Annotated in this window: 22 protein-coding genes; 10 read left to right on the top strand and 12 right to left on the bottom strand. The window is 63.5% G+C overall.

Features of this window, described 5'->3' with window-relative positions; translation table 11 throughout:
• The first annotated feature begins 39 nt into the window (after positions 1–39).
• Positions 40–1,320 carry an MFS transporter gene (locus ELS24_RS15470; protein ID WP_050444708.1) on the top strand — a complete coding sequence of 427 codons (1,281 nt, stop codon included), beginning with the start codon at positions 40–42 and terminating at the stop codon, positions 1,318–1,320.
• Here the strand turns inward: ELS24_RS15470 and ELS24_RS15465 are convergent.
• The 5 genes from ELS24_RS15465 to ELS24_RS15445 form a co-directional block, all read right to left on the bottom strand.
• The gene (locus ELS24_RS15465) at positions 1,296–2,342 is read right to left on the bottom strand and encodes a hypothetical protein (RefSeq protein ID WP_127184646.1); all 1,047 of its coding nucleotides are present in this window, start codon (positions 2,340–2,342) and stop codon (positions 1,296–1,298) included. The two genes, ELS24_RS15470 and ELS24_RS15465, sit on opposite strands and share 25 nt — an antisense overlap.
• Entirely contained in the window at positions 2,336–5,047 is a 2,712-nt protein-coding gene (locus ELS24_RS15460) for a toxin VasX (RefSeq protein WP_127184645.1), read from the bottom strand. The genes ELS24_RS15465 and ELS24_RS15460 overlap by 7 nt, the downstream gene beginning before the upstream one ends.
• Before the next feature lie 98 nt (positions 5,048–5,145).
• On the bottom strand, positions 5,146–6,036 hold the full coding sequence (locus ELS24_RS15455) for a hypothetical protein (RefSeq protein ID WP_127184644.1): 891 nt from the start codon (positions 6,034–6,036) through the stop codon (positions 5,146–5,148).
• Between the two features lie 64 nt (positions 6,037–6,100).
• Positions 6,101–8,224, bottom strand: a complete 2,124-nt coding sequence (locus tag ELS24_RS15450) for a type VI secretion system Vgr family protein (RefSeq protein WP_050444712.1) — start codon at positions 8,222–8,224, stop codon at positions 6,101–6,103.
• A 78-nt stretch (positions 8,225–8,302) separates the two neighbouring features.
• Complete coding sequence (locus ELS24_RS15445) at positions 8,303–8,821, bottom strand: Hcp family type VI secretion system effector (RefSeq protein ID WP_046803329.1); 519 nt, start codon at positions 8,819–8,821, stop codon at positions 8,303–8,305.
• A gap of 384 nt (positions 8,822–9,205) precedes the next feature.
• Here ELS24_RS15445 and ELS24_RS15440 point away from each other — a divergent pair, with 384 nt between their 5' ends.
• From ELS24_RS15440 to ELS24_RS15425, 4 genes are all read left to right on the top strand, one after another.
• Positions 9,206–9,613, top strand: coding sequence for a VOC family protein (locus ELS24_RS15440; protein WP_050444713.1), 408 nt, complete (start codon positions 9,206–9,208; stop codon positions 9,611–9,613).
• A gap of 117 nt (positions 9,614–9,730) precedes the next feature.
• Positions 9,731–10,465 (top strand): DUF2325 domain-containing protein, encoded by a 735-nt coding sequence (locus ELS24_RS15435; protein ID WP_127184643.1) that lies wholly within the window; start codon positions 9,731–9,733, stop codon positions 10,463–10,465.
• A 72-nt stretch (positions 10,466–10,537) separates the two neighbouring features.
• Entirely contained in the window at positions 10,538–13,543 is a 3,006-nt protein-coding gene (locus ELS24_RS15430; RefSeq protein WP_050444715.1) for a PAS domain S-box protein, read from the top strand.
• A 184-nt stretch (positions 13,544–13,727) separates the two neighbouring features.
• A complete protein-coding gene (locus ELS24_RS15425) occupies positions 13,728–14,081 on the top strand; it encodes a hypothetical protein (RefSeq protein WP_050444716.1) in 354 nt (117 codons plus the stop codon).
• Between the two features lie 55 nt (positions 14,082–14,136).
• Here ELS24_RS15425 and ELS24_RS15420 read toward each other — a convergent pair whose 3' ends face one another.
• Both ELS24_RS15420 and ELS24_RS15415 read right to left on the bottom strand, forming a co-directional pair.
• The gene (locus tag ELS24_RS15420; RefSeq protein ID WP_240669316.1) at positions 14,137–15,633 is read right to left on the bottom strand and encodes an RNA polymerase factor sigma-54; all 1,497 of its coding nucleotides are present in this window, start codon (positions 15,631–15,633) and stop codon (positions 14,137–14,139) included.
• A 103-nt stretch (positions 15,634–15,736) separates the two neighbouring features.
• Positions 15,737–16,654, bottom strand: a complete 918-nt coding sequence (locus ELS24_RS15415) for a sigma-54 interaction domain-containing protein (RefSeq protein WP_240669556.1) — start codon at positions 16,652–16,654, stop codon at positions 15,737–15,739.
• Between the two features lie 291 nt (positions 16,655–16,945).
• Between ELS24_RS15415 and ELS24_RS15410 the strand changes: the two genes are divergently transcribed.
• The gene (locus tag ELS24_RS15410; protein ID WP_127184641.1) at positions 16,946–18,328 is read left to right on the top strand and encodes a sigma-54-dependent transcriptional regulator; all 1,383 of its coding nucleotides are present in this window, start codon (positions 16,946–16,948) and stop codon (positions 18,326–18,328) included.
• A gap of 232 nt (positions 18,329–18,560) precedes the next feature.
• A complete protein-coding gene (locus tag ELS24_RS15405) occupies positions 18,561–18,782 on the top strand; it encodes a hypothetical protein (protein WP_050444719.1) in 222 nt (73 codons plus the stop codon).
• A 63-nt stretch (positions 18,783–18,845) separates the two neighbouring features.
• Here ELS24_RS15405 and ELS24_RS15400 read toward each other — a convergent pair whose 3' ends face one another.
• On the bottom strand, positions 18,846–19,124 hold the full coding sequence (locus ELS24_RS15400) for a DUF378 domain-containing protein (protein WP_127184640.1): 279 nt from the start codon (positions 19,122–19,124) through the stop codon (positions 18,846–18,848).
• A gap of 182 nt (positions 19,125–19,306) precedes the next feature.
• Between ELS24_RS15400 and ELS24_RS15395 the strand changes: the two genes are divergently transcribed.
• Complete coding sequence (locus ELS24_RS15395) at positions 19,307–19,897, top strand: hypothetical protein (protein ID WP_127184639.1); 591 nt, start codon at positions 19,307–19,309, stop codon at positions 19,895–19,897.
• Between the two features lie 30 nt (positions 19,898–19,927).
• Here ELS24_RS15395 and ELS24_RS15390 read toward each other — a convergent pair whose 3' ends face one another.
• The gene (locus ELS24_RS15390) at positions 19,928–20,827 is read right to left on the bottom strand and encodes an SDR family oxidoreductase (RefSeq protein WP_127184638.1); all 900 of its coding nucleotides are present in this window, start codon (positions 20,825–20,827) and stop codon (positions 19,928–19,930) included.
• A 182-nt stretch (positions 20,828–21,009) separates the two neighbouring features.
• Between ELS24_RS15390 and ELS24_RS15385 the strand changes: the two genes are divergently transcribed.
• Entirely contained in the window at positions 21,010–21,198 is a 189-nt protein-coding gene (locus tag ELS24_RS15385) for a CsbD family protein (RefSeq protein WP_050444723.1), read from the top strand.
• A 79-nt stretch (positions 21,199–21,277) separates the two neighbouring features.
• Here ELS24_RS15385 and ELS24_RS15380 read toward each other — a convergent pair whose 3' ends face one another.
• Positions 21,278–21,619 carry a DUF883 family protein gene (locus tag ELS24_RS15380; protein ID WP_050444724.1) on the bottom strand — a complete coding sequence of 114 codons (342 nt, stop codon included), beginning with the start codon at positions 21,617–21,619 and terminating at the stop codon, positions 21,278–21,280.
• Between the two features lie 76 nt (positions 21,620–21,695).
• On the bottom strand, positions 21,696–22,028 hold the full coding sequence (locus ELS24_RS15375) for a four-helix bundle copper-binding protein (RefSeq protein WP_050444725.1): 333 nt from the start codon (positions 22,026–22,028) through the stop codon (positions 21,696–21,698).
• Positions 22,029–22,178: 150 nt separating this feature from the next.
• Between ELS24_RS15375 and ELS24_RS15370 the strand changes: the two genes are divergently transcribed.
• Positions 22,179–22,430 (top strand): hypothetical protein, encoded by a 252-nt coding sequence (locus ELS24_RS15370; RefSeq protein WP_050444726.1) that lies wholly within the window; start codon positions 22,179–22,181, stop codon positions 22,428–22,430.
• On the opposite strand, the gene ELS24_RS15365 is transcribed toward ELS24_RS15370, so the two are convergent.
• Complete coding sequence (locus ELS24_RS15365; RefSeq protein WP_127184637.1) at positions 22,416–23,498, bottom strand: DNA topoisomerase IB; 1,083 nt, start codon at positions 23,496–23,498, stop codon at positions 22,416–22,418. The genes ELS24_RS15370 and ELS24_RS15365 overlap by 15 nt on opposite strands.
• Positions 23,499–23,675: the final 177 nt, after the last annotated feature.

The raw sequence follows: 23,675 nt of genomic DNA, 5'->3' as shown, positions 1-23,675 counted from the left end.
TCTACGGGCCACGAGCCTGTTTGCCCTTCGAGATTCCAGATGTCTACCCCCTCCGCCAGTTCTTCTACGCCCACTCCCGCCGACTATCTGGCGCGTGGCACCCCTGAACTGCGCCGCGCCCAATGGGCCTTGTTCGCTGCCGGTTTCTCCACGTTTTCGCTCTTGTATTGCGTGCAGCCGCTGATGCCCTTGTTCACTGGCGCGTTCGGCGTGTCGCCCGCGCAAAGCAGCCTGGTGCTGTCACTGTGCACGGGTTTGCTGGCCATCGCGATTTTCTTTGTCGGCCTGTTCTCGCAGGCGCTGCCTCGCAAGCGCATCATGGCGTGGTCGTTGCTGGCGTCCGCCGTGCTGGGCACCGTCGCCGCCGTGGCGCCGGACTGGCACAGCCTGCTGGTATTGCGCGCGCTGCAAGGCGTGGCGATGGGCGGCGTGCCCGCGGTCGCCATGGCCTATCTGGCTGAAGAAGTGGAACCCGACACGTTGGGCTTTGCGATGGGCCTGTACATCAGCGGCAGCGCATTCGGCGGGCTGTCGGGCCGCGTCATCACCGGCCTGGTGTCCGACCATTTTGGCTGGCGCGCCGCGCTGGGCACCCTGGGCGTCGTGGGCATCGTGGCGGCCGCGTTGTTCATGTGGCTGCTACCGGCGTCGCGCCGCTTCACCCCGCAACGCGGGCGCGGCTGGGCCGGCGTGTGGGGCGATGTGCGGACAGGCGTGGGCGCACACATGAAAAACGGCCCGCTGTGCGCGTTGTTCGCCATGGGTGGGCTGCTGATGGGCGCCTTCGTCACCGTCTATAACTACGTGGGCTTTCGCCTGCTGCTGCCGCCGTTTTCGCTAAGCCAGACCTTCATCGGCTTCATCTTCGTCGTGTACTTGGTGGGCATCTTCGCGTCCACCTTCTTCGGCCGCCTGGCCGACCGCCACGGCCGAGGCGCCATGCTCTCCGCCGCCACCGGCCTGGCATTGGCCGGACTGCTGCTGACGTTGTCGGACACGCTAGGCATCCTGATCGCCGGTATCGTGGTGTTCACCTTCGGCTTCTTCGCCGCCCACGCGGTGGCCAGCGGCTGGGTCGGCCAGATGGCGCGCGGCTACAAGGCGCTGGGCGCATCGCTGTACTTGCTGGTGTATTACGTCGGATCCAGCGTCCTGGGCGCCTGGGGCGGACACTTCTGGGCCATCAACCAATGGCCGGGCGTGGCCGCGATGGCAGGCGGCCTGTTGGCGATCGCGCTGGCGATCAGCGCGGGGTTGGCGTGGCGGACGAGTGGGGTGCGTGGGTCGGATGTCAATCACCCGGGCTTGCTGCGCAGATGAACCTGTTTGCCTTTGTGATCGACAAAGATGATGCCTTTGTCCATGCCGGCATAGCGGTAGAAGTAGCGCGTGCTGGATTTGACGGGGCGGGTGTCGTAGGCGGATAGGTCCGCGCCCGGGGCGCATAGGCGCTCGACTTCTTCCGGCCAGCGAAAGGAATTGGCTTTGTGCTTGATCCAGCGGTCAAGGAGGGGTTTGAGGGTGAAGAGGTTGAAGAGGATGTCGTAGATATTGAAGATATCGGTCCATCTGCCGGTTTTGGTTACGTTGTTGTCGCCGGTGGGTTTGCGAACAAGGCCCTTTGCAACAAATTTAGGATCGGCTTCAATGGCCTTCAGCCCATGCTCCATGTAGCGGCGGATGAATTCCAGCCGGTGAAGGTTCTTGTCGAAGAACAACTGGTCATGCGCATCAAAGTCGCCTTCAACGATAAACGGCCTTTTGCTCTTTCTGATGCTGTCGGGATCCTGGGACGGCAGTTGCATCATTTCCAGGTAGGGCCGTGGAAAACACAAGCGTAGCGTGTAGCCGTGCCCGAATTCGGTGTAGGGCCGCACATCGCGCCACGGCAGGTGCAACACCGTATCGCCATAACAGACGTGCACTAATTGTGCTTGTCGGTTAAATCGGATACGCGACGTGGCCGCATTGGTTCCCAACCACAAGAACGCCGCTGCCATCAGGAAAAATGGAATACAGATGAGGGCGCCCTTGTGCTGGTACTCCCCGAACAGGGGGGCCAGGATAAATACGGTGCTCACGGAAACGGACACGCCAGACGTCGACAGTTGCAGCAAAAACGTGATCTGTCCTTCCGTACGCGGCTCAATATATTGATCGTTGAACTGCGCTGGATCGGAGACGTCTTCGGTAAGCCAGAGCTGCTCGGGATCCATGGCGTAGCGTATGTCCGGCAAGGCGGCGTAATCCCTGCTTTCGTCGAGGCGTTCGCATTGACGCTTGAACTCGACTGCGGCATCCGGGATGGTGGCGGGGTCAATGGCGCGAAGCTTTTTCACCATGACGAGCTTGCCTCCATCACGTAGTCGGCGTCCGTGAAACCATTGGGGCGATAGTTCACCGTCGTCGTGCCGAACAAGGCGTTCGTGGCGATTTTGACGACGCCAAACCCGTCTATGACGTGAACCTGGTCAGGGTCGGCGTAGCGTACCGAGCGGCCGGAAATCTCACCCAAGCCCGGCGCTCGCTGCTGACTGATCGAGTATTGGCTAATTTGCGATCGCCACCCCGGTAAGAAAACCGAGACCATACGGACGTTGTCGGGCAGTCCCACTGCAGCTGCAAGCCTCGCTTTCAGGGAAGGAGCCAAGACCTTGGATATCGCGATATCGCTTTGAATGCTGGGAGCCTGAAACAAGCGATGGAATTCCTGCAACTCTTCTTCATCGCTGGCGAAGGGCGCCATGCCGCCCGGTATCCCCCACACACTGCGTCGGATCCATGCATCGGTCCTTGCCTCGTCGACTGCGGTTTGGTGAACATGGCGAAGGCCAAGATAAAGCGCCTCAACTCCGAGAAGGATCCACCCTATCGTGCCGGCGCTTAGTCGAGACACTCCAGCCGTGCCTTTCAGCAGCAATGAGCTTGATTCTGCCAAGCTAATGACAGTCCGAGGACGTAACCTTCCCAACAGGTGCAAGAAGCCAACCCCGCCGGCGGCAAATTGCACTGAGCCGCTGACGAAGCTGATTGTCGCGACTTGGCCGCTCTCTTCCAATGCGGCGTGCCACCAGTCCTTTGTGCCAATCGCTATTGCGGCCACAGCGGCTACCCCAATCGCTATCAACTCCCACCGCTTCGCCGCCCCATCAAACGCCCCAGCCAGCTCCGTCTCCCCCCGTAACTTCGCCAGATCCCGCTGTTTCTCAAACCCAAACCTCGTCATCGTGGCCCCCGCCGCGCCAACTCCCAGAACCTTGCCGGTGGCGTTCAGCGCGTTCCCCAAATTCATGCCATCTTCCCGGCCCAAGGCCTTGAACGCTTCCCCCGCGCTGTATACCGTGGCGAACGCCGCGACGCCGCCTAGCGCTAGTCGGGCGTTGTGCCAGAAGCGCAAGCGCTCGGGTAGTCTCTGGCATTGCGCCAGCCGCTCTTGCACTTCTTCGGTGTCATACAACGTGACCAGGGTTTGCGCGGCGCGGTCCACCGTCTGGGGGCGAAAACCGTTGACGCCTGTGAGGCCCAGGCTTGTGCGCATCCAATTGCCTACCTCGCGCAGCGGCACTTCGTGGGCGCGGGCCAGATTGCCGTCCAGCACCTCCATGATGGGCCGGTAGACGCTGGTCCAGTATGCGCCGGGCGATTTCAATTGCCCGTGCGCGACCAGTGCGCCCAGCATCACACTCAGTTGGTTGGATGCTCCGTCGGCCGGTATCGTCGTCAGTACTTTTTGCAGCGCGGCCAATGGTGCATCGACCGCTGCCTTGGCGACGATGACCGTGCCCAGCTCGGTGTGGTCGAGTATGGTTTGCGCGGCCGCTTTGGTATAGCCAAGCACTTCCGGTGCGCCCAATACCGCTTGCTTGAGCAAGCCGATGGGGCCGCTCGGTTGCACTTGCTTGATCAGGAAATCGTGGCCGGCTTTGCAGTGGATGAGCCCCGGCAACGTGTGGCCGACCAGGCAACGCAGGTCCAGGTAGCCCGTGGCATCCGGCGCGTGCGAATCGACGAGTACGTCGTAGACCTTTTGATGGGTGTTGAACAGGGTCCAAAGGTCGGCGGCGGCCAGTACTATCTTGTCTGTGTAGTCTTGCAGCCGTCGTGGATGTTGCTTGATGAACTCCACGCGTTCAGTGTTGCGCGCGTGGGCGATACGTTTGCGGTGCGCGGCCAAGCGCGCGCGGTTGGCACGTTCGCGAGCGGCCAATACGGCCGGCCCCGTGGCGCCCGGCGGCATGGCGCTTCCGATGGGATCGTTACGCGCCACCTGATTGCCCGCCGCCTGGCCCGCCAGATCGCCCAATTGGTCAATCATTTTCGACACCCGCAACTTGCGCGCCGCGTCCGCGCTGTACGTTTGCAGGTCCGCCAGCCGGCTGCCGACCAGCACGTTCAGTTCGCTCAACAGCCCCGCCAGATCGCGCACGACCACGGCTTGCGGCTCGACGTCGGTGCGGGGCCGCGTGGCGGCGGTCATGGCGTTCAGGATGGATGGGATGCTGTCCGTATGGGGTTGGCTTTCGCTCCAGTCATAGTTGCGCAGCGCGCTTGGGGCCAGTTCGCGCACATGCGCAAGCAATGCCGCCGGGAAGGCGTGCTGTTGTTTGCCGCCGATGGGTTTGACCGGGGTGGCCAGCAGGGTTTTCCAACTTGATTTGTCGTTCTCGATGTCCCACAGCACGGCGTGGCTGAGCAGGGTGTCGCTGACCAGCACGTGCAGGGTGTCGTCTTTAAGATCGGGCGGCGCCAGCAGAAAGTGCGCCGCGCCCGCTTCGTCGGGCACGGCTTTGCGTCCGGGCACGTCACCGGCGTAGTCCGCTTCCGTCCACCAGATCGGCGCGAAGCGGATGTTGTCGGTCACCTGGTAATGGCGTGTCCACATCCGACCTTCTTCGCGCGACAGCAGATAGACATAGCTACGCGGTCGCAGTACCCGCAAGCCGTAGGCTTTGCCGTTGCTCAACGCCGGATAGGCGGCGGTACTCAGCGTGGGGAACACCTTCGCATCGAAGGGTTCATCCGTGATGCCATAGCGCAGGGGATACAAGGGAATGCCGCGCTGGCAAGGTGGCGGGGATATCGCCTTGCCCAGCAGCTTGGCGCTGGGGTGGGGCGGTTGCAGCGCCTTGGGACATTGCAGGTGAATCATGGTCGGCTTCCTGATGCCAGGGCGGCGATCCTGTTCAGCCGGAGCTCGGCTTGATTCAGGCGCAGTTGCCCAGAGACCTCGCGGCGTGCGAGGTTCGCGCGCAATTCGGCATCCTTTTCAAAGGGCGCTTGGGGAAAGTGCAGGCGCAGCGTGATGTAGTGGCGGACGTCGCGCTCAAGTTGCAGATTGATCTGGCCGGCCTCATCGGCAAACAGCGCGATCTGATGCAGTAGCCTGGCGTGGGCTGTTGGGTTGTTTGCCGCCAGATCGGCGGGCACGTGGCGGCGCGCGGTCTCTCGCATGAAGTAATCGAAGCTGGCGCGATTGACCGCCTCTTCATCATCCGACGACAGCGCGAAGCCTTCATGGTGGGACGCCGCGTCATTGGACGCAGGGACCTCCGCTTGCAACCATTGCGCGCCAGCCTCGTCGGCGCTGCGCCAGATCAGCCCCCGGATGGGCCCCATCAAATCCGCCAGCCGATGCGTTGACAGGCCTTCGCAAAGCTCTTCCAACTGGCGGGTGGCCGTCAGGTTGAAGCGCATCGCCAAGCCGTCGGGCGCTTGCATCAGATGCAGTTGCTTCAGATGCGCGCTGGCCGGCGCGTCATCGCCGGTAAACAACAGCACGCCCATTTGCCGGGGCGCCCAATCGTCAACGAAGGCTTGCAACAAGGGCGCAGTGACCGGTGTCAACAGCGGGCCATGGCGAAAGCCTGGCGGCTGGTACTCCCAGTTGGTGCCGCGCCATAACCAGTGATGATCGAATCCGGGTTTCAGCGCGGACACCTCGTGCTCCAAGGTGGCGGACCGTGCGCCGTCAAGCCAAAGCCACGCCGTGCCGGAGCCAGTACCCGTGCCGTTATCAAGCCCGGTCGGGCTCTTCATGCTGGGCGCTTGCACGACGCGCACGGCCTGGCGGGGCCAGCCGGTACGTTCAAGGGGGACATCATCAGGCGCCGCGCATGCCGCAAGGGCAGGGCACACGCGGGCAGGTGCCGTCCGCGCGCAGTGCACAAAGCAGGTCCATGGCAAGCCCGGGGGCAGCGGAACCCGCCATCGATGGGGCGCTGGCCGCGCCCGCTTGCTGGCTGAGCGGGCCTTTGAAAACGATTGCGGAGGCGTCCAGGGTGATACCGGCGTCATCAATCGTGATCGTGCCCCCCGGCCCTTGGATCACCACGCGTTGCGCCGCCTGCAATTCCAGCGTGACCGTCTTGCCTTCGATCCGCTCGCCGGCATGCACCTGGAAGTGGCCTTGCACCTTGTGTTCAACATGGCCGCCGGTTTCTATCCAGTGGTTCGCGGCCGTCTTGTCGCGGCGGTTGTTGCCCACGTCTTCCGTGCGGTCGCGCCCGGTGGCTATGGTGTGGTTGCGGTCGATGGTCAGGAAGTCGTCTTGCGCGATGGCGTGACGCCGGTCTTGCCCGATGTTGACCTGTTCGTCGTTGCCCACCGTTTCGCTGCGGTCGTGGCCGATGGTGATGGTTTCATCGTGCTCAACCTGTTCGCTACGGTCGTTGCCAACGAAGGTGGTTTCGTTGTGGTTGACGTGGATGTTCTGGTCTTTCTGCGCGTGGATGTAGATTTCTTCCTGATCGCGTTCATCCTCGAAGCGCAGCTCGTTATAGCCCTCGCCCTTGTGCGTCTGGCTCTTGATGGTCATGCGCGTTTTGTGGCGCGGCAGTTCGTAGGGCGGCGGGTTGATCGACCGGTGGGTTCGGCCCGTGACGATCGGCTGCGAACTATCGCCGTCCAGAAAGCTGACGATGACTTCCTGCCCGATGCGCGGGATGGCCATATGGCCCCAGCCCGCGCCCGCCCAGTTCTGCGACACGCGGATCCAGCACGAGCTGTGTTCGTTGTTCCTGCCCAGCCTGTCCCACGGAAACTGCACCTTGATGCGGCCGTATTCGTCGCAGTAGATCTCTTCGTTGGGCGGGCCCACCACGCTGGCGATCTGCGGGCCGTCGACCACCGGCTTGCGGCTGGGCGCGGGCTTCCAGTCGACCTTGTCGGGCACGATGTCGGCGGTGTAGCCGTAGCGTGTGCCCTGTTCCGCGCCCGCGCCGTCTTCTTCCTGGCTGGTGTGCTGCACGCCATGATGGCGCATGCGCACCGGTCGCCAGCCCTGGTTCCAGTCTTCGCGTGGGTGGCCGGTCAGGTCGAAGGCCACGCCGGGAGTCAGGCGGGCGTCGTCTCCCTGTACCTGCGCCATGCGCGCGTCGCGGCGCAGGCCCAGCAAGCGGCTTTGTGTGAAGGGCTTCCCGGCCTCGTCGCGCTTGTAGCGACCGGGATAGTCGTAGCGTTCGTAGCGGCGGTCTTGGTGTTGCAAGTCGCTGGCGACGTGCGTGTGTTCCTGGTCGTACTGCGGGTGGGTGTAGGTGTAGTCGCGCTGGGTTTGGCGCGCGGTGCGCAGCTGTTCGGTGTAGGTGAAGCGGCGCAGCGCGGGCTGGGCCGGGTCGCCGCCCGCCAGCGCTTGATAGACGACGGGGCCGCCAGCGATTTCACCATGGATGTAGATGCGGTCGCCGTGGATCAGGCGGTGGCTTTGTTCGGTATGTTCGTAGCGATGAAAATAGCCTTCTTCGGCGGCCAGCCGAGCCGCGAAGTCCAGATCGGTTTCACCGGCCTGCACGCAGTATTCGCGTGGCAGATGATTGTTCGTGGTGACCTGTTCGTAGTCGGTGATGTGGTGGCGCTTGAAGACATTGGCCAGGATCTCCGGCACGGACAGTTGCTGATAGATGCGCCAGTCCGAACTCAGCGCCAGGCGCGCCAGCGACGGTTCCACCACGGCACGGTAGCGTGTGCGCCGAAAGCCGGTGTCGCCTTGCTCGAAGGCGGTGACGATGCCGTGCACATGGCGCACGGGCGTGTCGCCGCGCCACAGCGTGAAGAGCGCCGTCTGATCCAGCATGGCGCCGAAGTCGATGGCGGGGTTGAAGCTGGACAAGTCCAGCTCCAGCCGATAGGTCTCGGACAGGGCTTCGTCCAGCGTGAATTCAATAACGTCGAATTCCACACCGCGAGCGGACGGCACGAAGGTAAAGCGCAGATCGGATGAGGGGGGCATGGTGTAGGCACTAGGCAGACGGGCGAGGAAAAACCGCGCTTGCACAGGCGCGAACCTGCGCAAGCGCGGCGGCGTGCCTTAGCTTTCCAGCGGTTTGCGCCAGTCGTCCGAGGCTTCCGTGCCCGCAATCTCGTGCGTCCACGTGATCTTGCGGTAGGCCATGGCCACCTTGATCAACTGCGTGAAGTCCGACTTGCTGGGGTCTTGCGCGTGCGGCAGCACGCTGGTGATGTCAACAATGGTGGCGTCTTCCAACGCGGTGGTGAAGAAGTGTTCCTGCTTGCCGTCGATGGACGTGCGGTACCACTTCACTTCCACTTCGGGCAGCATTTCACCGGAGGCCAGCGCGTGATACAGCAAGGGCGTGGCCTTGTTCAGCGCGCTGGTGAAGATGAAGGGCTTGTGCACGCGCTGGCCCGACGGCTGACCGCTTTGCGGGTCGGTCGGGGTGTTGACGCGGTGCTCGATTTCCTGGACCAGGATCTGGTCTTCGTGCCCTTCAACATACACGTTGCCGACCGAATCAGCGGTGAAGGCACCTTCAGTGATGTTGCCCTGGGTTTTGCCTGAAATGCTGATATAGGCGGGAGTAGGCATGATGTTTCCTTAGTCGTCGTAGTACATGGCCGTTGCGGCCGGATACTTCCCGAGGGAAGCGCTACGAGGACTAATGCAACATCCGTGCCAGGTCTTGAAGGAAGGAAATAAGCGTATATAAATCAACAGCTTGAAGGAAAAATAAGAAGATTCCGATAGGGCCGGGCTGGGCTGATTTCCTGGATTTCGCTGATTTTCAAGGTGAAATGGGCCAGTTCTGACTCGATTAAAAATAAGGCCTTATGAATCAACGGGTTGCAGCGGGTCAAATATGGCCTGATCGAGTCAAATCTGGCCCGGTACACGCGCGGCACACAGCGTTCTTGTGCAGCCGTCGTCGCTGCCAGACATAATTCACCTTCTATTTATTCCAGCGGGGCTCCTATGTTTTCCCATGTTTGCATCGGCATTCGCGACTTCGACCGCGCGCTTTCCTTCTATTCGGCGCAGGCCGAGGCGCTTGGGCTTGAGCTTCGATTCCTAGAGCGCGATATTCCCTGGGCAGGGTGGCAGCCCGCTGGCGGGGGCCGGCCGTTGTTTGTGATCACCGCGCCCTACGACGGTAAAGTCGCTGAGCCAGGCAACGGGCAGATGACGGCATTCTTGGCGGCAGACCGGGCGACGGTGGACCGCTGCCACGCGCTGGCCTTGTCGCTGGGCGGCAGGTGCGAAGGCCCGCCAGGGTTGCGGCCCGACTACCACGCGAATTATTACGGCGCCTACTTCCGCGACGCCGAGGGCAACAAGATTTGCGTTTGTTGCCATGGCCCGGATGAACAGCCCACCGGCTAACGCTGACTCATCGTTATCGGAAAGCGACGCATTCTCATTTATAATCGCCCTCGTGCCATCGCACGCTCGGCATGATCTTCATGGCGGACGCGCACCTTCAGTCAACCGGAACCCGCGATGATTTCCACTCAAGACCGTCAAGCGCTACAGCGCGAGCATGCGGCCTTGCTTGCCGCCTATGGGCAAGCGCAGTCGCATTGCAGTCGATTGCTCGCCACGCAGGCCGCGCGTATCCTGCACCTTGAAGCGGAGGCCATGCGGCTGCGCGCGGCCTTGATCATGCGCGATTCGGCGCTGGCTTGGGCGCGGGAAGATCGCCAGGCGCTGGAAGGATTGATTCCCGGCCTGCCCAGGCGAGTGGCCTTGGCGCGCCGCGTGAGCCAACTGATGGAACGGGTGCAGACCCTGATGCGGGAACGCCTGGCGTGGCAGGATCGCCTGAGCCAGCCCAGCGCACGTCAGGCTGAGCCACCGGGGAAGCAAGTGCCTGAACGACCGCCTGAACAGCATTCTCGGGATAAGCCGGCAACGCCATGCTTGACCGCGGCCGCCATGCGAGAAAAATCGGTGCTGTGCGTGAGTGAAGACGCCGTGGCCTTGATGCTGACACGCAAGGTCGTGGAAATGGCCGGCGGGCGTTATCTGGGACACAGTGGTGATGACCGTAGCGACGACACGCTGGAAGCCAGTCTGGTGGCCGCGGATTTGGTCATCTGCCAGACCGGTTGCGTCAGCCACGGCGCATTCTGGCGTGTCAAAGACCACTGCACACGCACCGGTAAACAGTGCGTGCTGGTGGATAAGCCCGAGGCGCTCAGCGCCTGGCGATTGGAGACGGGGCAGGAACGGTAGCGTCGCGTTACCTTGCGTTTCGGCATCACGGCGAAGCCCCGCAATACAGTACACGCAGCAAAAGGGGCAGACATGTTGAAAAAGCAGGACCGCGTATCCCACTCGTGGACAGATACGCTCGCCCGTCTGGAGGAAGAACGGATCATGTTGCAGCGCATAGCGGCGGGCGTGCCGCTGGCGCATGTGTTTGAACACGTCTTGCACGCCATCGAGGCCCAGTCCAGCACCGAGCTGCGTGCGGCGATCGCGCTGGTTGACGAGACAGGAACCTATCTGGTGCACAACGCCGCGCCCAGCCTGCCCTTGGCGTTCAACGCGGCGGTGCAACGCACGGCCATCGGTCCCAACGTGGCGTCATGGGGCACTGCCGCATACACCGGCAAGCCGGTATATGTGGAGGACATTGCGTCGCACCCCGATTGGAAGGACTGGCGCGAGCTGGCGCTTGCACATGGCTTGCGAGCCTGCTGGTCCACCCCGATCACGGCGCCCGACGGCCGCTTGCTGGGCGTGTTCTCGAACTACTACAACGCGGTGCGCTCGCCATCGGCCAACGATATTGAAGCGATAGCGGTGGTGACACGCAGTGCCGCCTTGGCGATTGAACGCCATTTGATGGATGCCGCGCTGCACGCGAGCGGCGAGCGCTGGCGCGCCATGTTCGACGGCATGCAAGAGGCATTCTTTCTCAGCGAGGCCTTGCGCGACGCCGATGGCCGTATCGTGGACTTCCGGTTTCTAGAGGTGAATCCGGCTTTCGAGCGGCAAAGCGGCATGAAGGAAGGCGACACGCTGGGCCATACGCTGCGTGAAATGATTCCCGGGGTTCCGGGACAGATCATGGATGCATTCGCCCAAGTGGTCGAAACCGGCGAGTCCACCCAGTTCGAATTCGCAGTGCCGGGACCGAAAGAAGCCTGGTATGAGGCCCGCGCCCGCAAGGACGGCGATGACCGCATGATGGCTTTGTTCCTGGACGTCACCGCTCGCAAGGTGGCCGAAACGGAGTTGTGGGAAGGGCAGCATCGCAAGAATTTCCTCTTGTCGCTGGTTGACCGCATGCGCGCCTTGCATCACCAAAGCGAGATCGAACACGCCGCGTGCGCGGGCCTGGGGCAGCATCTTGCACTGGGCCTGGCCGCGGTGCTGGATTGGCCCGACGAGAACGCACCGCCCACAATGTCGGCGTGTTGGCGGTCCGAGGCCGACGTGGCGGCGCAGCAGGCGCTGGCGCCCGAACAGCTAGGCGAGGAATTCCACGAAGCGATGCGCAAGGGCCGCACGGCGTATTTGCAACCGTTGGTGGCGGAGCAGGGCGGCGAGGTCCGTCCGTCCGCGATCGTGGTGCCGATGCGGCGATGGGGCAGGCAGGACGGCGCGCTACTGGTGCGTCCGCTGGCCACCAGCCGGCTAAAGGCCGGCGACGTGGCATTTCTGGAAGAGGTTTGCGAACGCTTGTGCGATGCGGTCGAACGCTCGCAATACGCGCGAACGCTCGAACAGCGGGTGGAAGACGCCATCGCGGAGCGCGACCGTATCTGGCGCCTGTCCCCGGAATTGCTGGCCGTGGTGGATAGCCAAGACCGCTTTGTCAGCGTCAACCCAGCCGTGCGGCCGATTCTGGGCTGGAGCCCCGAACAATTCCTGTCGATGGGACTGAGCGAACTTATCCATCCCGACGACCAGGCCGCCACGCGCGCGACGATTGCGCTGGCCGCGCAGGGCAATCCGGCGCAAACCGTCCGGCACATGGAAAACAGGCTGCTGACACGCGATGGCACCTACCGCTGGATCACCTGGAGCATGTCCTGGTCGCAAGACAACCTGTACATGACCGGACGCGACGACACCGACCTGAAGGTCCAGGCCGAGACCTTGCGCGATACCGAACAGGCGTTGCGGCAATCGCAAAAAATGGAAGCCGTGGGCCGCCTGACGGGCGGCATCGCGCACGACTTCAACAACATGCTCCAGGGCATTACCGGCGCCTTGTATCTGATTCAGCGCAAGCTGGCGGCCGGCACGCCGGAACAGGCGCAACGCTTCATCAACGTCGCCATGGATTCGGCGAATCGCGCCGCGCACCTGACTCAACGCCTGCTGACGTTTTCACGGCGCCAGCCCATCGACCCGAAGCCGTTCAGCGTGGCGCCCACGCTGCAATCCATGGCCGACCTCTTTCATCGCTACACGGGCGAGGGCGTGCGCCTGCGGTTCAAGCTGGAGCCCGATCTATGGACGGTGCGTTGTGACCGCAACCAGTTTGAGAATGCGCTGCTGAACCTGGTCATCAACGCTTGCGACGCCATGCCCAATGGCGGCGAACTGACCGTCGCGGCGCTGAACACGCGCCTGGACGAGGTCACGCTGCGTCCTTATCCCGGTGTGAGCCCCGGCGAATTCGTGGAAGTTTCCGTCACGGACGAGGGCTGCGGTATGTCGCCAGACGTGCTGGCCCATGCCTTTGATCCCTTCTTCACCACCAAACCGTTGGGCGAAGGCACGGGGCTGGGCCTGTCGATGATCTACGGGTTCGCCAAGCAGGCGGGCGGCATGGCCGTGTTGGAAAGCACCGTCGGGCAGGGCACCACGGTCAGGCTGCACCTGCCGCGTTATGACGGCGCCCCGGATGCCGGCCTGCGGGCCGAACCCGCCGCGCATCGCACGCAAGACACGACGAAGCCGTCGGTGGTCATCGTGGTGGAAGATGACGCCAATGTGCGCGACATGGTGCATGAATGCCTGGCCGAGCTGGGGATGCAGGTCTTGACTGCCGCTGACGGCGAGGCCGGCTTGGAATTGGTGCTGCGTACGACCGATATCGATCTCTTGGTGACCGACGTGGGGCTGCCCGCCCTGAACGGGCGGCAATTGGCCGATGCCGCGCGCGCGGCGCATCCTGGTCTGAAAGTGCTGTTGATGACGGGCTACGCCGAGAGCGCGGCGCGCGGCGGCGGTTTCCTGGAGTACGGGATCGAATTGATCGTCAAGCCGTTCTCGCTCGACATCCTGGGCGAGCGCGTGCAGCGCATGCTGGATGAGTCGGAGCTTGAGAGGAACGGAGGCCGCGCGGGGTAGAGAGGCCCTGCCGAGGCCAAGTGAAAGCGAGATGTGGCCGGCGGCGATGCCGGTGTTGCAAAGGCAGGTAAAAAATACCCTGCCGTGCACTCCGGAAGGCACTATCTCGCAAGAGGAACGAGTCCGCAGGCTGGGAACGGCAATTGCTTAAAGGTCTGTGCATTCCCACAAAGGAGTCTGACCTATGAAATTTCGTTCTCTGACTTGCGCTCTCGCATTGGCTGCCGGCTTGACGTCCGCTGGCGCGGTGTTGGCTCAAACGGCCACCCCGACCTCGCCGTCCAACACGCCGAACGACACGACCGCCGCGCAGCCCAATCGCCCCTTGCCTCCGGGCCAGATGGCGCCCGCGCCCAACCAGACCCCCTCAACCGGAACCGTGCCGCCCAATGTGGACAAGAGCGGCTCCATGTCCACGGGCAAGCATTCCGACCAGATGCCCAACAAAAAGCGCGAGGCGAATGACAACGTGCCGCGCACGCCGGCCTCCGGCGCCACGCCTCCTCCGGGCTATCCGAACACGGGCGGCTCGAAGTAAGCGCCAAGCAAAAGGCTTCCCCCAGGGAAGCCTTTTTTATGCGCCTGGCTTGGCCTTAGTGCTGCCTGCGCAGTTCAGCGGGCGGTACGCGCAACTGCCCACGGTATTTGGAGACCGTGCGCCGCGCCAGCAAGATGCCGCTGGCCGCCAGTTGCTGCGTCAAGGCTACGTCGGACAGCGGCATTGCCGGATCTTCGGCGTCGACCATTTCCTTGATCAGCGCCCGCACTGCGGCGGCTGAACACGAGCCCCCCGACTCCGTGGCAAGTTCCCGCGAAAAGAAGTGTCGAAACTCGAACACGCCGCGTGGCGTCACCATGTATTTTCCGACGGTGGCGCGCGACACGGTGGACTCGTGCATGTCCAGGTCATCGGCCACTTCGCGCAGCATCAATGGACGCAAGGCGACTTCACCGTACTCAAAGAATGTCTGCTGACGCTTGACGATGGCCTCGGCCACGCGCTGGATCGTCGTATAGCGCTGCTCGACATTGCGCACCAGCCACCGCGCTTCCTGAAGCTCTTGCGCCATGGGGCTGCGGTCATCCAGGCGAGCGCGCCGGAACAGGTCCGCGTAAGTGCGATGCAGCCGCGCTTGCGGCATGGCGTTGCGGTTGGGCAGGACGCGCCAACGCGAATGCCACTTGTCCACGAACACGTCCGGCACAACATACACCGGCGCCTCGGCGCTGTAGCGTGAGCCGGGCTTGGGATTCAGGCTGCGGATCAGGGCGCAAGCTTCCCGTACCGCATCATCCGAGCACCCCAACAGCCGCCGCAGCCCGACGGAATCGTTCTTCCCCAGGCGATCCAGATGGTCGCGCACAATGCGCAGCGCCAGATCACGGACTGCGGGGTCCGCCGCCTGCGCGGCCGCCAATTGCAGCGACAGACACTCGGTAAGGTCGCGGGCCGCCAGTCCGGGTGCGTCCAACTGCTGTACCAGTCGCAGGGCGGCGATCCATTCGCCTTCATCGGGCGGGGGGGTGAACGCCGACTGGGCGGGGTCGCAAAGGCTGGTCAAGGGCGTCCGCAGGTAGCCGTCGTCATCCAGGGCATCGATGATGAATTCGGCCAGCAGGCGGTCGCGCGGCTCAAGATGGTAATTGCCCAGATCCGCCGACAGCCTTTCCCGCATGGATACGGTGGCGCAGACCCATTGCCCCATGTCCTTGCCGTCGCCGCCGCTGGACGGCTGGGTCGGGTAGTCACCGGAATAGGCCGGCGCGTCGGGGATGGGGTCGTCTGCATCCGCGGTGGGCGGGGTGGCGGCAGGTTCGGCAGCGGCTTCGCCCGCATCGGCGTAGTTGCCGGGCTTGATGGCGTCGCCGTTCAGCGTGGGGGCATCGTCCTGCTCATCGCCGTCCTCTAGAAACGGGTTCGTGGCAAGCGCATGTTCCACCGCGGTCGTGAATTCAAGTGCCGACATCTGCAGCAGCTTGACAGACTGCTGCAAGCGAGGCGCAAGCGTCATTTGTTGGCGCAGGCGCAATTCTTGCGAGGGGTGGCCCAATCGAGTCTCCTGGATGAAAGCCGCCGAAAGGCGGACCATCCCAAGACTCATGCAAGATCCATGCCAGCCCATTTTGCGGGCGGGCGGGTGCAGGGCGCCGCCTGCGACAACGACCGTATTACAAGTGGAAGGTAAGAACTGCTCAGCCGCTGGCCAAGCCTTCTTTTTCGTAGACGTCCAGGCGGTTGTACAAGGTCTTCAAGCTCACGCCCAATGTGTCCGCCGTGCGCCGCTTGTCGCCGCCATGATGGGCCAGCGTGGCCAGGATGAAGGCGCGTTGCGCCCGGTCCAGCGGCATGCCCACCGGAATGCTCATGGCGCCTTCGCGCAGTTCGGCCTGCTGGCTGGCCGGAGCACGGGTCAGCAGGTTGGCGTCCAGTTGCGTATCCGCCAGGATGTAGGCGCGCTGCACGACGTTGCGCAGCTCGCGTACGTTGCCTGGCCAGTCATGCTGCGCGATGGCCTCCAGCATGCGCTTGGAGAATGTCTTGTGCGTGTCGTGCCTTGCATTGAGGGCATCCAGGAACTGCTGCGCCAGGATCACGGCGTCGTCGCCGCGCTCGCGCAGCGGCGGCACGCGCAAGGGAATGACCAGCAGGCGGTGCAGGAAATCCTGGCGCAGACGGCCGTCCGCAACGGACACGGCCGGGTCGCGGTTGCTGGCGCAGATGATCCGCACGTTGGCGCGCAGCAGGTCGGTGCCGCCCACGCGCTGATACGTTCCCGCTTCCAGTACGCGCAGGAAATGCACCTGCATGTCGGGCGGCATTTCGGTGACTTCGTCCAGGAACAAGGTGCCGCCGCTGGCGTATTCGAAGTAGCCGGCATTCTGGGCCACGGCGCCGGTGAAACTGCCTTTTTCGTGGCCGAACAGTTCGGCGTGGGCCAGGGTGCCGCTGATCGCGCCGCAGTTCACGGCCACGAACGGCGCACCGCGCCGCTCGCTGGCGTCATGAATGGCGCGGGCAATGATCTCCTTGCCCGCGCCGCTTTCTCCCACGATGAATACACTGGCGTCGGTGGCCGCCGCCAATTGCAATTGAGTTGCCAACTTTTGCATGACGGCAGACATGCCGGTCACATCCATGGGAGTAACCGGGGACACGGGCGCACTGTCACGCCGCGCGGTGGTGCGATTTGCCATACGTTTACCTCGGGCCGCCGGGGCCTTACGCGACAGCACAATCGTAGTGGCGAGGTTGCCGCTCGTTTGCGACGAGTTGCAAGCATTCGAAAACTTTATTGGACAGTATCGATTCTTTACGCATTCTGCCGCCAGACTGTCTATTCTCACACTGGTAAACGCACGGCGACATTCACCTAAACCCTCGCACGTCTACACGGAGAAGCTATGCCTCATCTGCTTGTCGTCGATGACGACGACGCGATACGGGAAACACTGGCCGAAATGGGCCGCGACAGCGGTTTTTCGGTGGCGGTGGCAGGCAGTATCAAAGATGCCCTGATACAGCTGGAACGGCAAGCGCCGGATCTGGTGCTGACCGACGTCCGCCTGCCTGGCGGCAATGGTCTGGACATTTTCAAGAATGCGGCCGTGGCCAGTGCTGAAGTCGTTGTGATGACCGGCCATGGCACGGTGGATTACGCGGTGCAGGCCTTGCGCCTGGGCGCGAGCGATTTTCTGGTCAAGCCGATCTGCATGGAACGGCTGAATGAAATTCTGACGCGCGTTGTGACGAATGCCGGTGGCGAATTGCCGGGCATGCCATTCGAGGAACCCGGACGCTTCGGCAAGCTGTACGGCGAGTCACCCCGCATGGTCGAGCTCTACCACCAGATCGGGCGCGTGGCGCCCACGAACGTCACGACGCTGTTGATCGGCGAAAGCGGCACGGGCAAGGAACTGGCCGCGCATGCGATCCATGAACTCAGCACACGCCGGCAGCGGCCATTCATTGCCGTAAATTGCGGCGCGATATCGCCGAACCTGATCGAAAGCGAAATGTTCGGCCATGAGCGCGGCAGCTTTACCGGCGCTGATCGCCAACACAAGGGCTACTTCGAGCGCGCGGACGGCGGCACGCTGTTCCTGGATGAAGTGACCGAGATGCCGCTGGACTTGCAGGTCAAGCTGTTGCGGGTGCTGGAAACCGGACAGTTCATGCGCGTGGGCACCAACCGCGAGATCAGCTGCAACATCCGCATCGTGGCGGCCACCAACCGCAACCCGGAACAGGCCGTGCAGGAAGGCAAGCTACGCGAAGACCTCTATTACCGCCTGAGCGTCTTTCCGATCGAGCTACCGCCCTTGCGCGAGCGCGGTGACGACATCCTGCTGTTGGCGCGCCGTTTTCTGCAGGCGCAAAACCAGGAGTCCGGCAAGAACAAGGACTTTTCACCCGAGGCCGCTGAACTGCTCAAGCAATACGAATGGCCCGGCAACGTGCGCGAGCTCAAGAACTTTGTGCGGCGCGCCTTCATCATGGCCGACGGCGACGTGTTGGGGGTCGACATGCTGGTGCCGCAGGTGTCGCCGGCCGGCGATTCAGCGGGTGATGAAGTCAGTGTGCCGGTAGGCGAAACGTTGGCGGAAGCGGATCGGCGGCTGATACTCGCCACGCTGGAACGCTGCAACGGCGTCAAGAAGCAGGCCGCGCTGATGCTCGGCATCAGCCCCAAGACGCTCTACAACCGCCTTGAGGAATACGCGGCCGCCGGTGTCGTGTTGCCTCGCGAAGAAAGCAGGCCGCGCGATTCCAGGAGTGCCGCCTGAGGTTCGCGTCGGCATTCCTGCCTGGCTTGCTGACTGCGCAAATCACTTGCCGAATTGCTTTCCGGATTACTTGTCGTGGCGGGTCTTCAGGTCCGCCATGCAGGCATCCTTGGCTTCGCACTCCTTCTACAGACGCAAGTGGCGTTCCCACCCTCCCAGGCACGGCACTTGCGCAGGGTAACGTGACGCGACACGCATGATGCAAGTCGCCCTAAGCGATACGGAGAACGCAATGACACAGCAGACCGAGCAAGATCCGGGAAAATCCAAAGCGAATGAGCCCAAGGACGATACCGAAGCCGCACGCGACAGCGGCCAGTTCGGCGCCGACAAGCCGGGCTATGGAGAGGCGCGTGAACCCGCCAAACGGCCTGCCGACAAGAAGCCCAATACCAAGGGCGCGGAATTCGAAGAGGGCGGCCAGTATCCGGGCATTCGCAAGCCGGGCAACTAAGAGGCGGAATACCAAGGGGCGGCGGCCAAACCGACCCGGGGGAGGCGAAGCGCAGCCGGGTGCTCAAGCCGGCTCGCCTCCCCATCGGAACAGCATGACCACGCAATGCAGCGCGGCCAGCCCGATCAGGCCTTGTATGCCACGCGCCACCGCGTGGGGAAAAACGCGGGCAAACACATCCAGGTTGACGGCGGCCATCAGGCCGCAGTTCAAGCCGCCTGCCACCACCAGGATCAGCGCGGTCCAGTCGAGCAAAGACAGGTCGTGCGCACGCGCCGCGGCGCGCGGGGAAAAATCTTCTTGCTGTTCTGCAATATCTGCACTTTCTCCAGACATGTCCATGATGGGCGTTCTCCAAGAGGGGCCGGCTGCGGGTGATGAAGGGCAAGGCAGCGGCGCGTGGGGTAGCGCCGCGCGTTGTAGGCGCCCTAGCAAGCGCCATGCCGTTGCGGGCGGGGCCGCGGGTATGCAAGTTGCTGGTTCCAGCCTATTCGCAACCACGTGTCCGCCTACGGGAGAGCGCTATGTCTTTGATCGTTGCCGCCAGGTTCCAGACGTTTGACCAGGCCTCCGTCGCCACCCAAAACCTGTTCAAGGAAGGCTTTACGGAAGACGACGTCCACACGTTCTATATCAATTCGGCGGGCAGCCATTCCCGTTATCCCATCGGGGGCGACCGCGTGGCGGACCCCGATGCAAAGGGCGGACACATGGGTGCGGTGGCCGGCGCGTCCGCGCTGGGTCTGTTGTTTGCCTTGGTGGGCGGGGCCATCGCCGCCCAGATGGCGGCCTCCGTGTTCATCGTGATCGTGGCCGCGGGCGTGGGCGCGTACCTGGGCGCGCTGGTTGGCGCCATGTGGGTGGTGGGGCGGGGCCGGCGCAAGACCTCGGTGTCGCCCGTCGTACAGGAAACCCATCCGGCCATACGCATGGCCGGCGTCATGCTTGCGCTGCATGTGACGGCGGATCAAGAGGCGCGGGCGCGACGTGTACTGCGCGAGTCTGGCGGGCAGGACATCGAGCGCGCCCAGGGGCGTTGGCGCGACGGAAAATGGCAGGACTTTGATCCGCTGACGCCGCCCCAGACCGTTGAAGCGCCTTCGCCCACGCCCTGAACCCCGGTCTCGCCCCGACGCGATCGTGTGTCAGTCGCCCGCGCTGCCGGTGATGGGCAGCACGATGCCCGTGATGTAGCTGGCGCAGACTGGCGCGGCCAGGAACACATAGGCCGGCGCAATTTCTTCGGGTTGCGCCGGGCGGCCCAGGTCCGTCTTCTTGCCAAATTCCTTGATGGCCTGGGCGCTTTGGTCGGCCGGGTTCAAGGGTGTCCAGACAGGGCCGGGCGCAACCGCGTTCACCCGGATGCCGTCAGCGGCAAGATTGGCGGCCAACGAGCGCGTGAACGCATGGATGGCGCCCTTGGTCGACGAGTAATCCAACAGCTTGGCGCTGCCGCGCAGGCCGGTCACCGAACCCGTATTGATGATGGAGGCGCCGGCCTTCAGGTGAGGCAGCGCCGCGCGCGCCATGTAGAAATAGGCGGTGATGTTGGTACGCAGGGTCTTGTCCCACTTGTCGTCACTGATCTCGACAAGCGACTCGGAGTGCTGCTGATAGGCGGCGTTGTTCACCAGAATGTCCAGCTTGCCGAACGCGTTGACAGCCTTCGCCACGGCATCCTTGCAAAAGGCCGGGTCTTGCACGTCACCCGGGACGAGCACGCAACGCCGGCCTTCGGCTTCGACGACGCGGCGGGTTTCCTCGGCATCTTCATGCTCGTCCAGGTAGACGACCGCGACGTCGGCCCCTTCGCGGGCGTACAGCACGCTGACCGCGCGGCCGATACCGGAGTCGCCGCCCGTCACGATGGCGGCCATGCCTTGCAGCTTGCCGCTGCCGGCGTAACCCGGCGCTTGATATTGCGGTTTCAGCACCATGTCGGATTCATTACCGGGCTTTTCCAGATGCTGGCCGGGCATGGGTGGGGTGGGGTGCGGACGGGCGCCGGTGTCGGTGGTGCCGGTGGTGCTCTTGGGTTTGCTCATGGTTGGGCTCCTGTTGTCGTGGCATGGCGCAAAAGACCGCGCCGTGGCAAGGCAGGCGGGGAGCAAACCCTGTTCCCAGGCCGCCATGCTGTCGCGGTTTGGGCACGTCACTTGCGAGAGTGCCCCTACCGGCGCCGACTCTGGCGCCGGCATTCCGTCAACGCGATGAAAGTGAGACAGCCATGAACAAGGACCAGGTGAAGGGCAAGATTGACGAAGCCGCCGGCAAGGTGAAGGAGGTGGCAGGCAAGGCGACAGGCAGCGCATCGACCGAAGCCAAGGGCACGGCCCAGAAAGTGGCCGGCAAGACGCAGGCGGCCTATGGCGATGCGAAGGAAAGGGCCGAGGACAAGGCTCAGGGCAAGGCCTGAACCCCAGGCTGAATACCCAGGCTGAATGCAACAAGGTCCGGACGTGATCCGGACCTTGTGGGGTGGCGCTTGCCGTGGCTTACTGGCGTCCGACCACCACGCCGAACAAGAACGCCGCGCCGGCCACCAGCCCGATGGCTTGCCACGGGCGAGCGTGGATGTATTCCTCGGTGCAATCTATCGTTTCGCGCATCAGGTCGCCCGCGTTGTCAGAGGCGTCGCGCAGGCTGCGCCGCGTGGCCGCCAACTGATCCGCCAGGCGTGCCTTGAGCGCATCCAGATCGCCCGGGTCGGCGTCGCGCAAGGTGGCTTCGATTTCATCGATCCAACTTTCCGGATGGCGCGCGCGGCTGCGCGACCCACGATTGTCCGGGCCGTTCTCGGGAAAGTCGGAAGGCAAAGGGGTGTTCGTAGAGGCCATCTAGAAGCTCCTGGCAGTCGGGCTGGGTAGGCGCCAGCGCTGGCCTGCCCGTGCGGCCGCGTGGCGTGTCGAAGCGTCAAGCTTCAAGCATATCTTGGCAAGCCAGCGTGCAGGCCAGGCAGGCGCCCGCGCATATCTGGCAATGTTCCACGTCCTGGTAAGGCGCGCAAGCGCGGGCGCAAGCATCGCAGACCAAGGCGCACAACGTACAAAGCGCGGTGGAAAATTCGCCGTTGCGCGCCAGCATGGCGGCGCAAAGGCGGCACACGCTGGCGCAATCCGTCGCCAGACTGATGCAGCGCTTCATCCGCGTAGCGTTGGTTTCAAGGCAGCCCGCGGCGCACTGGTCACAAGCCACCGCGCATTCATAGCAGGCTTGCACACATTGCTCGAAGTTTGGGTCTCGCATTGCATCTCCTTGTGAGTGCCCGTGGCGCTTGGCAAAGGCGCGCCCGCCCCGCGCCGGGCACATCCGCTTGCAATTTGAAGATACTGACCTTGGTTTGCACGGGTCAGCCGCCGTAGGATGAATGCTCGAAACCAGACAGGAGTCAGCATCATGAAATCCCGATCCGCTTCGAAACCCGGCAACGCCGCCCGCCCGGCGGCCGACACTGACGACACCGCAAAGATACTGCCGCCACGCGGCCCCGTCGATGTGCCGAAACAACCAGTCAAACCAGACGCCTCCACGCCCAACGAAGCCGCGCGCGACAAACGCATCGTGGTCGACAACCAGACCGAATCGAACTGGGCGGACGGCGATGCGCCGCAGCCCCGCGCGAAGAACGCGCGCTCACATCTGCTCTGAGGGCGTGGGCGGCGCGGGCACGTCCAGTGACGGCAGGTTTTGCAGAAATGCCAGCAGCCGCCGTTCGTCGGCATGCAGGCCGCGCGGCCCGTCTGGCGCGCGCGTCTTTGGCGGCAAGCGGCCTTCCAGATAGGCTTCAAGCACTGCCGGATGCACATAGCAGGCGCGGCACACGGCGGGGGTGTTGGCCAGCCGCCTGGACACTTGCTTGATCACGTCGGCCACCTGTTGGCGCGCTTGCGTGGCGCTCTCGATCGGTTGGCCTTGCAGGGCGGCATGGGCCATCACCGAGCCAGCCCAGGTGCGGTAATGCTTGGCGGTAAAGTCACCATCGCCGGCCGCGCGCAAATAGGCATTTACCGCGCCTGAATCCACCGGATGTTTGGCGCCGTCTTCATCCAGGTACTGGAACAACTGCTGGCCTGGAATTTCCATGCAGCGTTTGATGATGCGCGCCACCCGGCGGTCTCGGACGGTGACGTCATGGGGCACGCCGCTTTTTCCCACGAACCGGAAACGAAAGCTGCTGCCCGCCACCGTGGCGTGGCGACGCGTCAGCGTGGTCAAGCCATACGATTTGTTGGACCGCGCATACTCGCGCGCGCCGATACGGATCAAGGTCGTTTCCAGCAGCCGTACCAGCGTGGCCACCACCTTGTCCTGCGTCAGCCCGCGCGCCCGCATGTCGAGCGCCACCCGGCGCCGGATGCGCGGCAGCGCCTGCCCGAAGGCAAGCAGGTTTTGATATTTGCCCGCATCACGCAGCGCGGCCCAAGCCGGGTGATAGCGGTATTGCTTGCGACCCCGGGCATCGCGGCCGGTGGCTTGAAGATGGCCGTGGGCCAGGGGGCAGATCCAGACGGCTTCATACGCGGGCGGTATTGCAAGCTTGTTGATGCGTTCAATTTCCGCATCGTCGGTAATGCGTTTGCCATCCGCGTCGAGGTAATGAAACGTGCTGCCGTTGACCCGTACCCGGCGATACCCCGGCAGAGTGTCGTCCACATAGACCAAAGGGGGGTCAATGGCGCTCGGCGCCGTGTCGGCATGCGGGGTGCGGGTGTCCATGCTGTCTCCGGAAACAGGCGCGCGCAGCGCAAGCAAGCGCCGTGCCTGACGCCGCTTGCGGCAAGCTGAAGGTTTGGGCACGGCGCTTGCTGAGGGGGGTTCAGCGACAAATGTCCGCGAATCGATTGTTTCGGGCCCTGTGGTTTTGCGGGGTTCGCGATGATCCCTACAGGAGAG

Origin of the sequence: Achromobacter spanius, from assembly GCF_003994415.1 — a bacterium.
In the GTDB taxonomy this organism is placed as follows: domain Bacteria; phylum Pseudomonadota; class Gammaproteobacteria; order Burkholderiales; family Burkholderiaceae_B; genus Achromobacter; species Achromobacter spanius_C.
Note: the sequence above shows the minus strand (reverse complement) of the source record. Positions and strands in the feature narration are given on the sequence as shown.

What these genes read in the sequence shown, in the direction of transcription:
- ELS24_RS15470 (WP_050444708.1), top strand. Translation starts at nt 40, where the DNA reads ATGTCTACCCCCTCCGCCAGTTCTTCTACGCCCACTCCCGCCGACTAT.
- ELS24_RS15465 (WP_127184646.1), bottom strand. Translation starts at nt 2,342, where the DNA reads ATGGTGAAAAAGCTTCGCGCCATTGACCCCGCCACCATCCCGGATGCC.
- ELS24_RS15455 (WP_127184644.1), bottom strand. Translation starts at nt 6,036, where the DNA reads ATGAAGAGCCCGACCGGGCTTGATAACGGCACGGGTACTGGCTCCGGC.
- ELS24_RS15450 (WP_050444712.1), bottom strand. Translation starts at nt 8,224, where the DNA reads ATGCCCCCCTCATCCGATCTGCGCTTTACCTTCGTGCCGTCCGCTCGC.
- ELS24_RS15445 (WP_046803329.1), bottom strand. Translation starts at nt 8,821, where the DNA reads ATGCCTACTCCCGCCTATATCAGCATTTCAGGCAAAACCCAGGGCAAC.
- ELS24_RS15440 (WP_050444713.1), top strand. Translation starts at nt 9,206, where the DNA reads ATGTTTTCCCATGTTTGCATCGGCATTCGCGACTTCGACCGCGCGCTT.
- ELS24_RS15435 (WP_127184643.1), top strand. Translation starts at nt 9,731, where the DNA reads ATGATTTCCACTCAAGACCGTCAAGCGCTACAGCGCGAGCATGCGGCC.
- ELS24_RS15430 (WP_050444715.1), top strand. Translation starts at nt 10,538, where the DNA reads ATGTTGAAAAAGCAGGACCGCGTATCCCACTCGTGGACAGATACGCTC.
- ELS24_RS15425 (WP_050444716.1), top strand. Translation starts at nt 13,728, where the DNA reads ATGAAATTTCGTTCTCTGACTTGCGCTCTCGCATTGGCTGCCGGCTTG.
- ELS24_RS15420 (WP_240669316.1), bottom strand. Translation starts at nt 15,633, where the DNA reads ATGGTCCGCCTTTCGGCGGCTTTCATCCAGGAGACTCGATTGGGCCAC.
- ELS24_RS15415 (WP_240669556.1), bottom strand. Translation starts at nt 16,654, where the DNA reads ATGCAAAAGTTGGCAACTCAATTGCAATTGGCGGCGGCCACCGACGCC.
- ELS24_RS15410 (WP_127184641.1), top strand. Translation starts at nt 16,946, where the DNA reads ATGCCTCATCTGCTTGTCGTCGATGACGACGACGCGATACGGGAAACA.
- ELS24_RS15405 (WP_050444719.1), top strand. Translation starts at nt 18,561, where the DNA reads ATGACACAGCAGACCGAGCAAGATCCGGGAAAATCCAAAGCGAATGAG.
- ELS24_RS15400 (WP_127184640.1), bottom strand. Translation starts at nt 19,124, where the DNA reads ATGGACATGTCTGGAGAAAGTGCAGATATTGCAGAACAGCAAGAAGAT.
- ELS24_RS15395 (WP_127184639.1), top strand. Translation starts at nt 19,307, where the DNA reads ATGTCTTTGATCGTTGCCGCCAGGTTCCAGACGTTTGACCAGGCCTCC.
- ELS24_RS15390 (WP_127184638.1), bottom strand. Translation starts at nt 20,827, where the DNA reads ATGAGCAAACCCAAGAGCACCACCGGCACCACCGACACCGGCGCCCGT.
- ELS24_RS15385 (WP_050444723.1), top strand. Translation starts at nt 21,010, where the DNA reads ATGAACAAGGACCAGGTGAAGGGCAAGATTGACGAAGCCGCCGGCAAG.
- ELS24_RS15380 (WP_050444724.1), bottom strand. Translation starts at nt 21,619, where the DNA reads ATGGCCTCTACGAACACCCCTTTGCCTTCCGACTTTCCCGAGAACGGC.
- ELS24_RS15375 (WP_050444725.1), bottom strand. Translation starts at nt 22,028, where the DNA reads ATGCGAGACCCAAACTTCGAGCAATGTGTGCAAGCCTGCTATGAATGC.
- ELS24_RS15370 (WP_050444726.1), top strand. Translation starts at nt 22,179, where the DNA reads ATGAAATCCCGATCCGCTTCGAAACCCGGCAACGCCGCCCGCCCGGCG.
- ELS24_RS15365 (WP_127184637.1), bottom strand. Translation starts at nt 23,498, where the DNA reads ATGGACACCCGCACCCCGCATGCCGACACGGCGCCGAGCGCCATTGAC.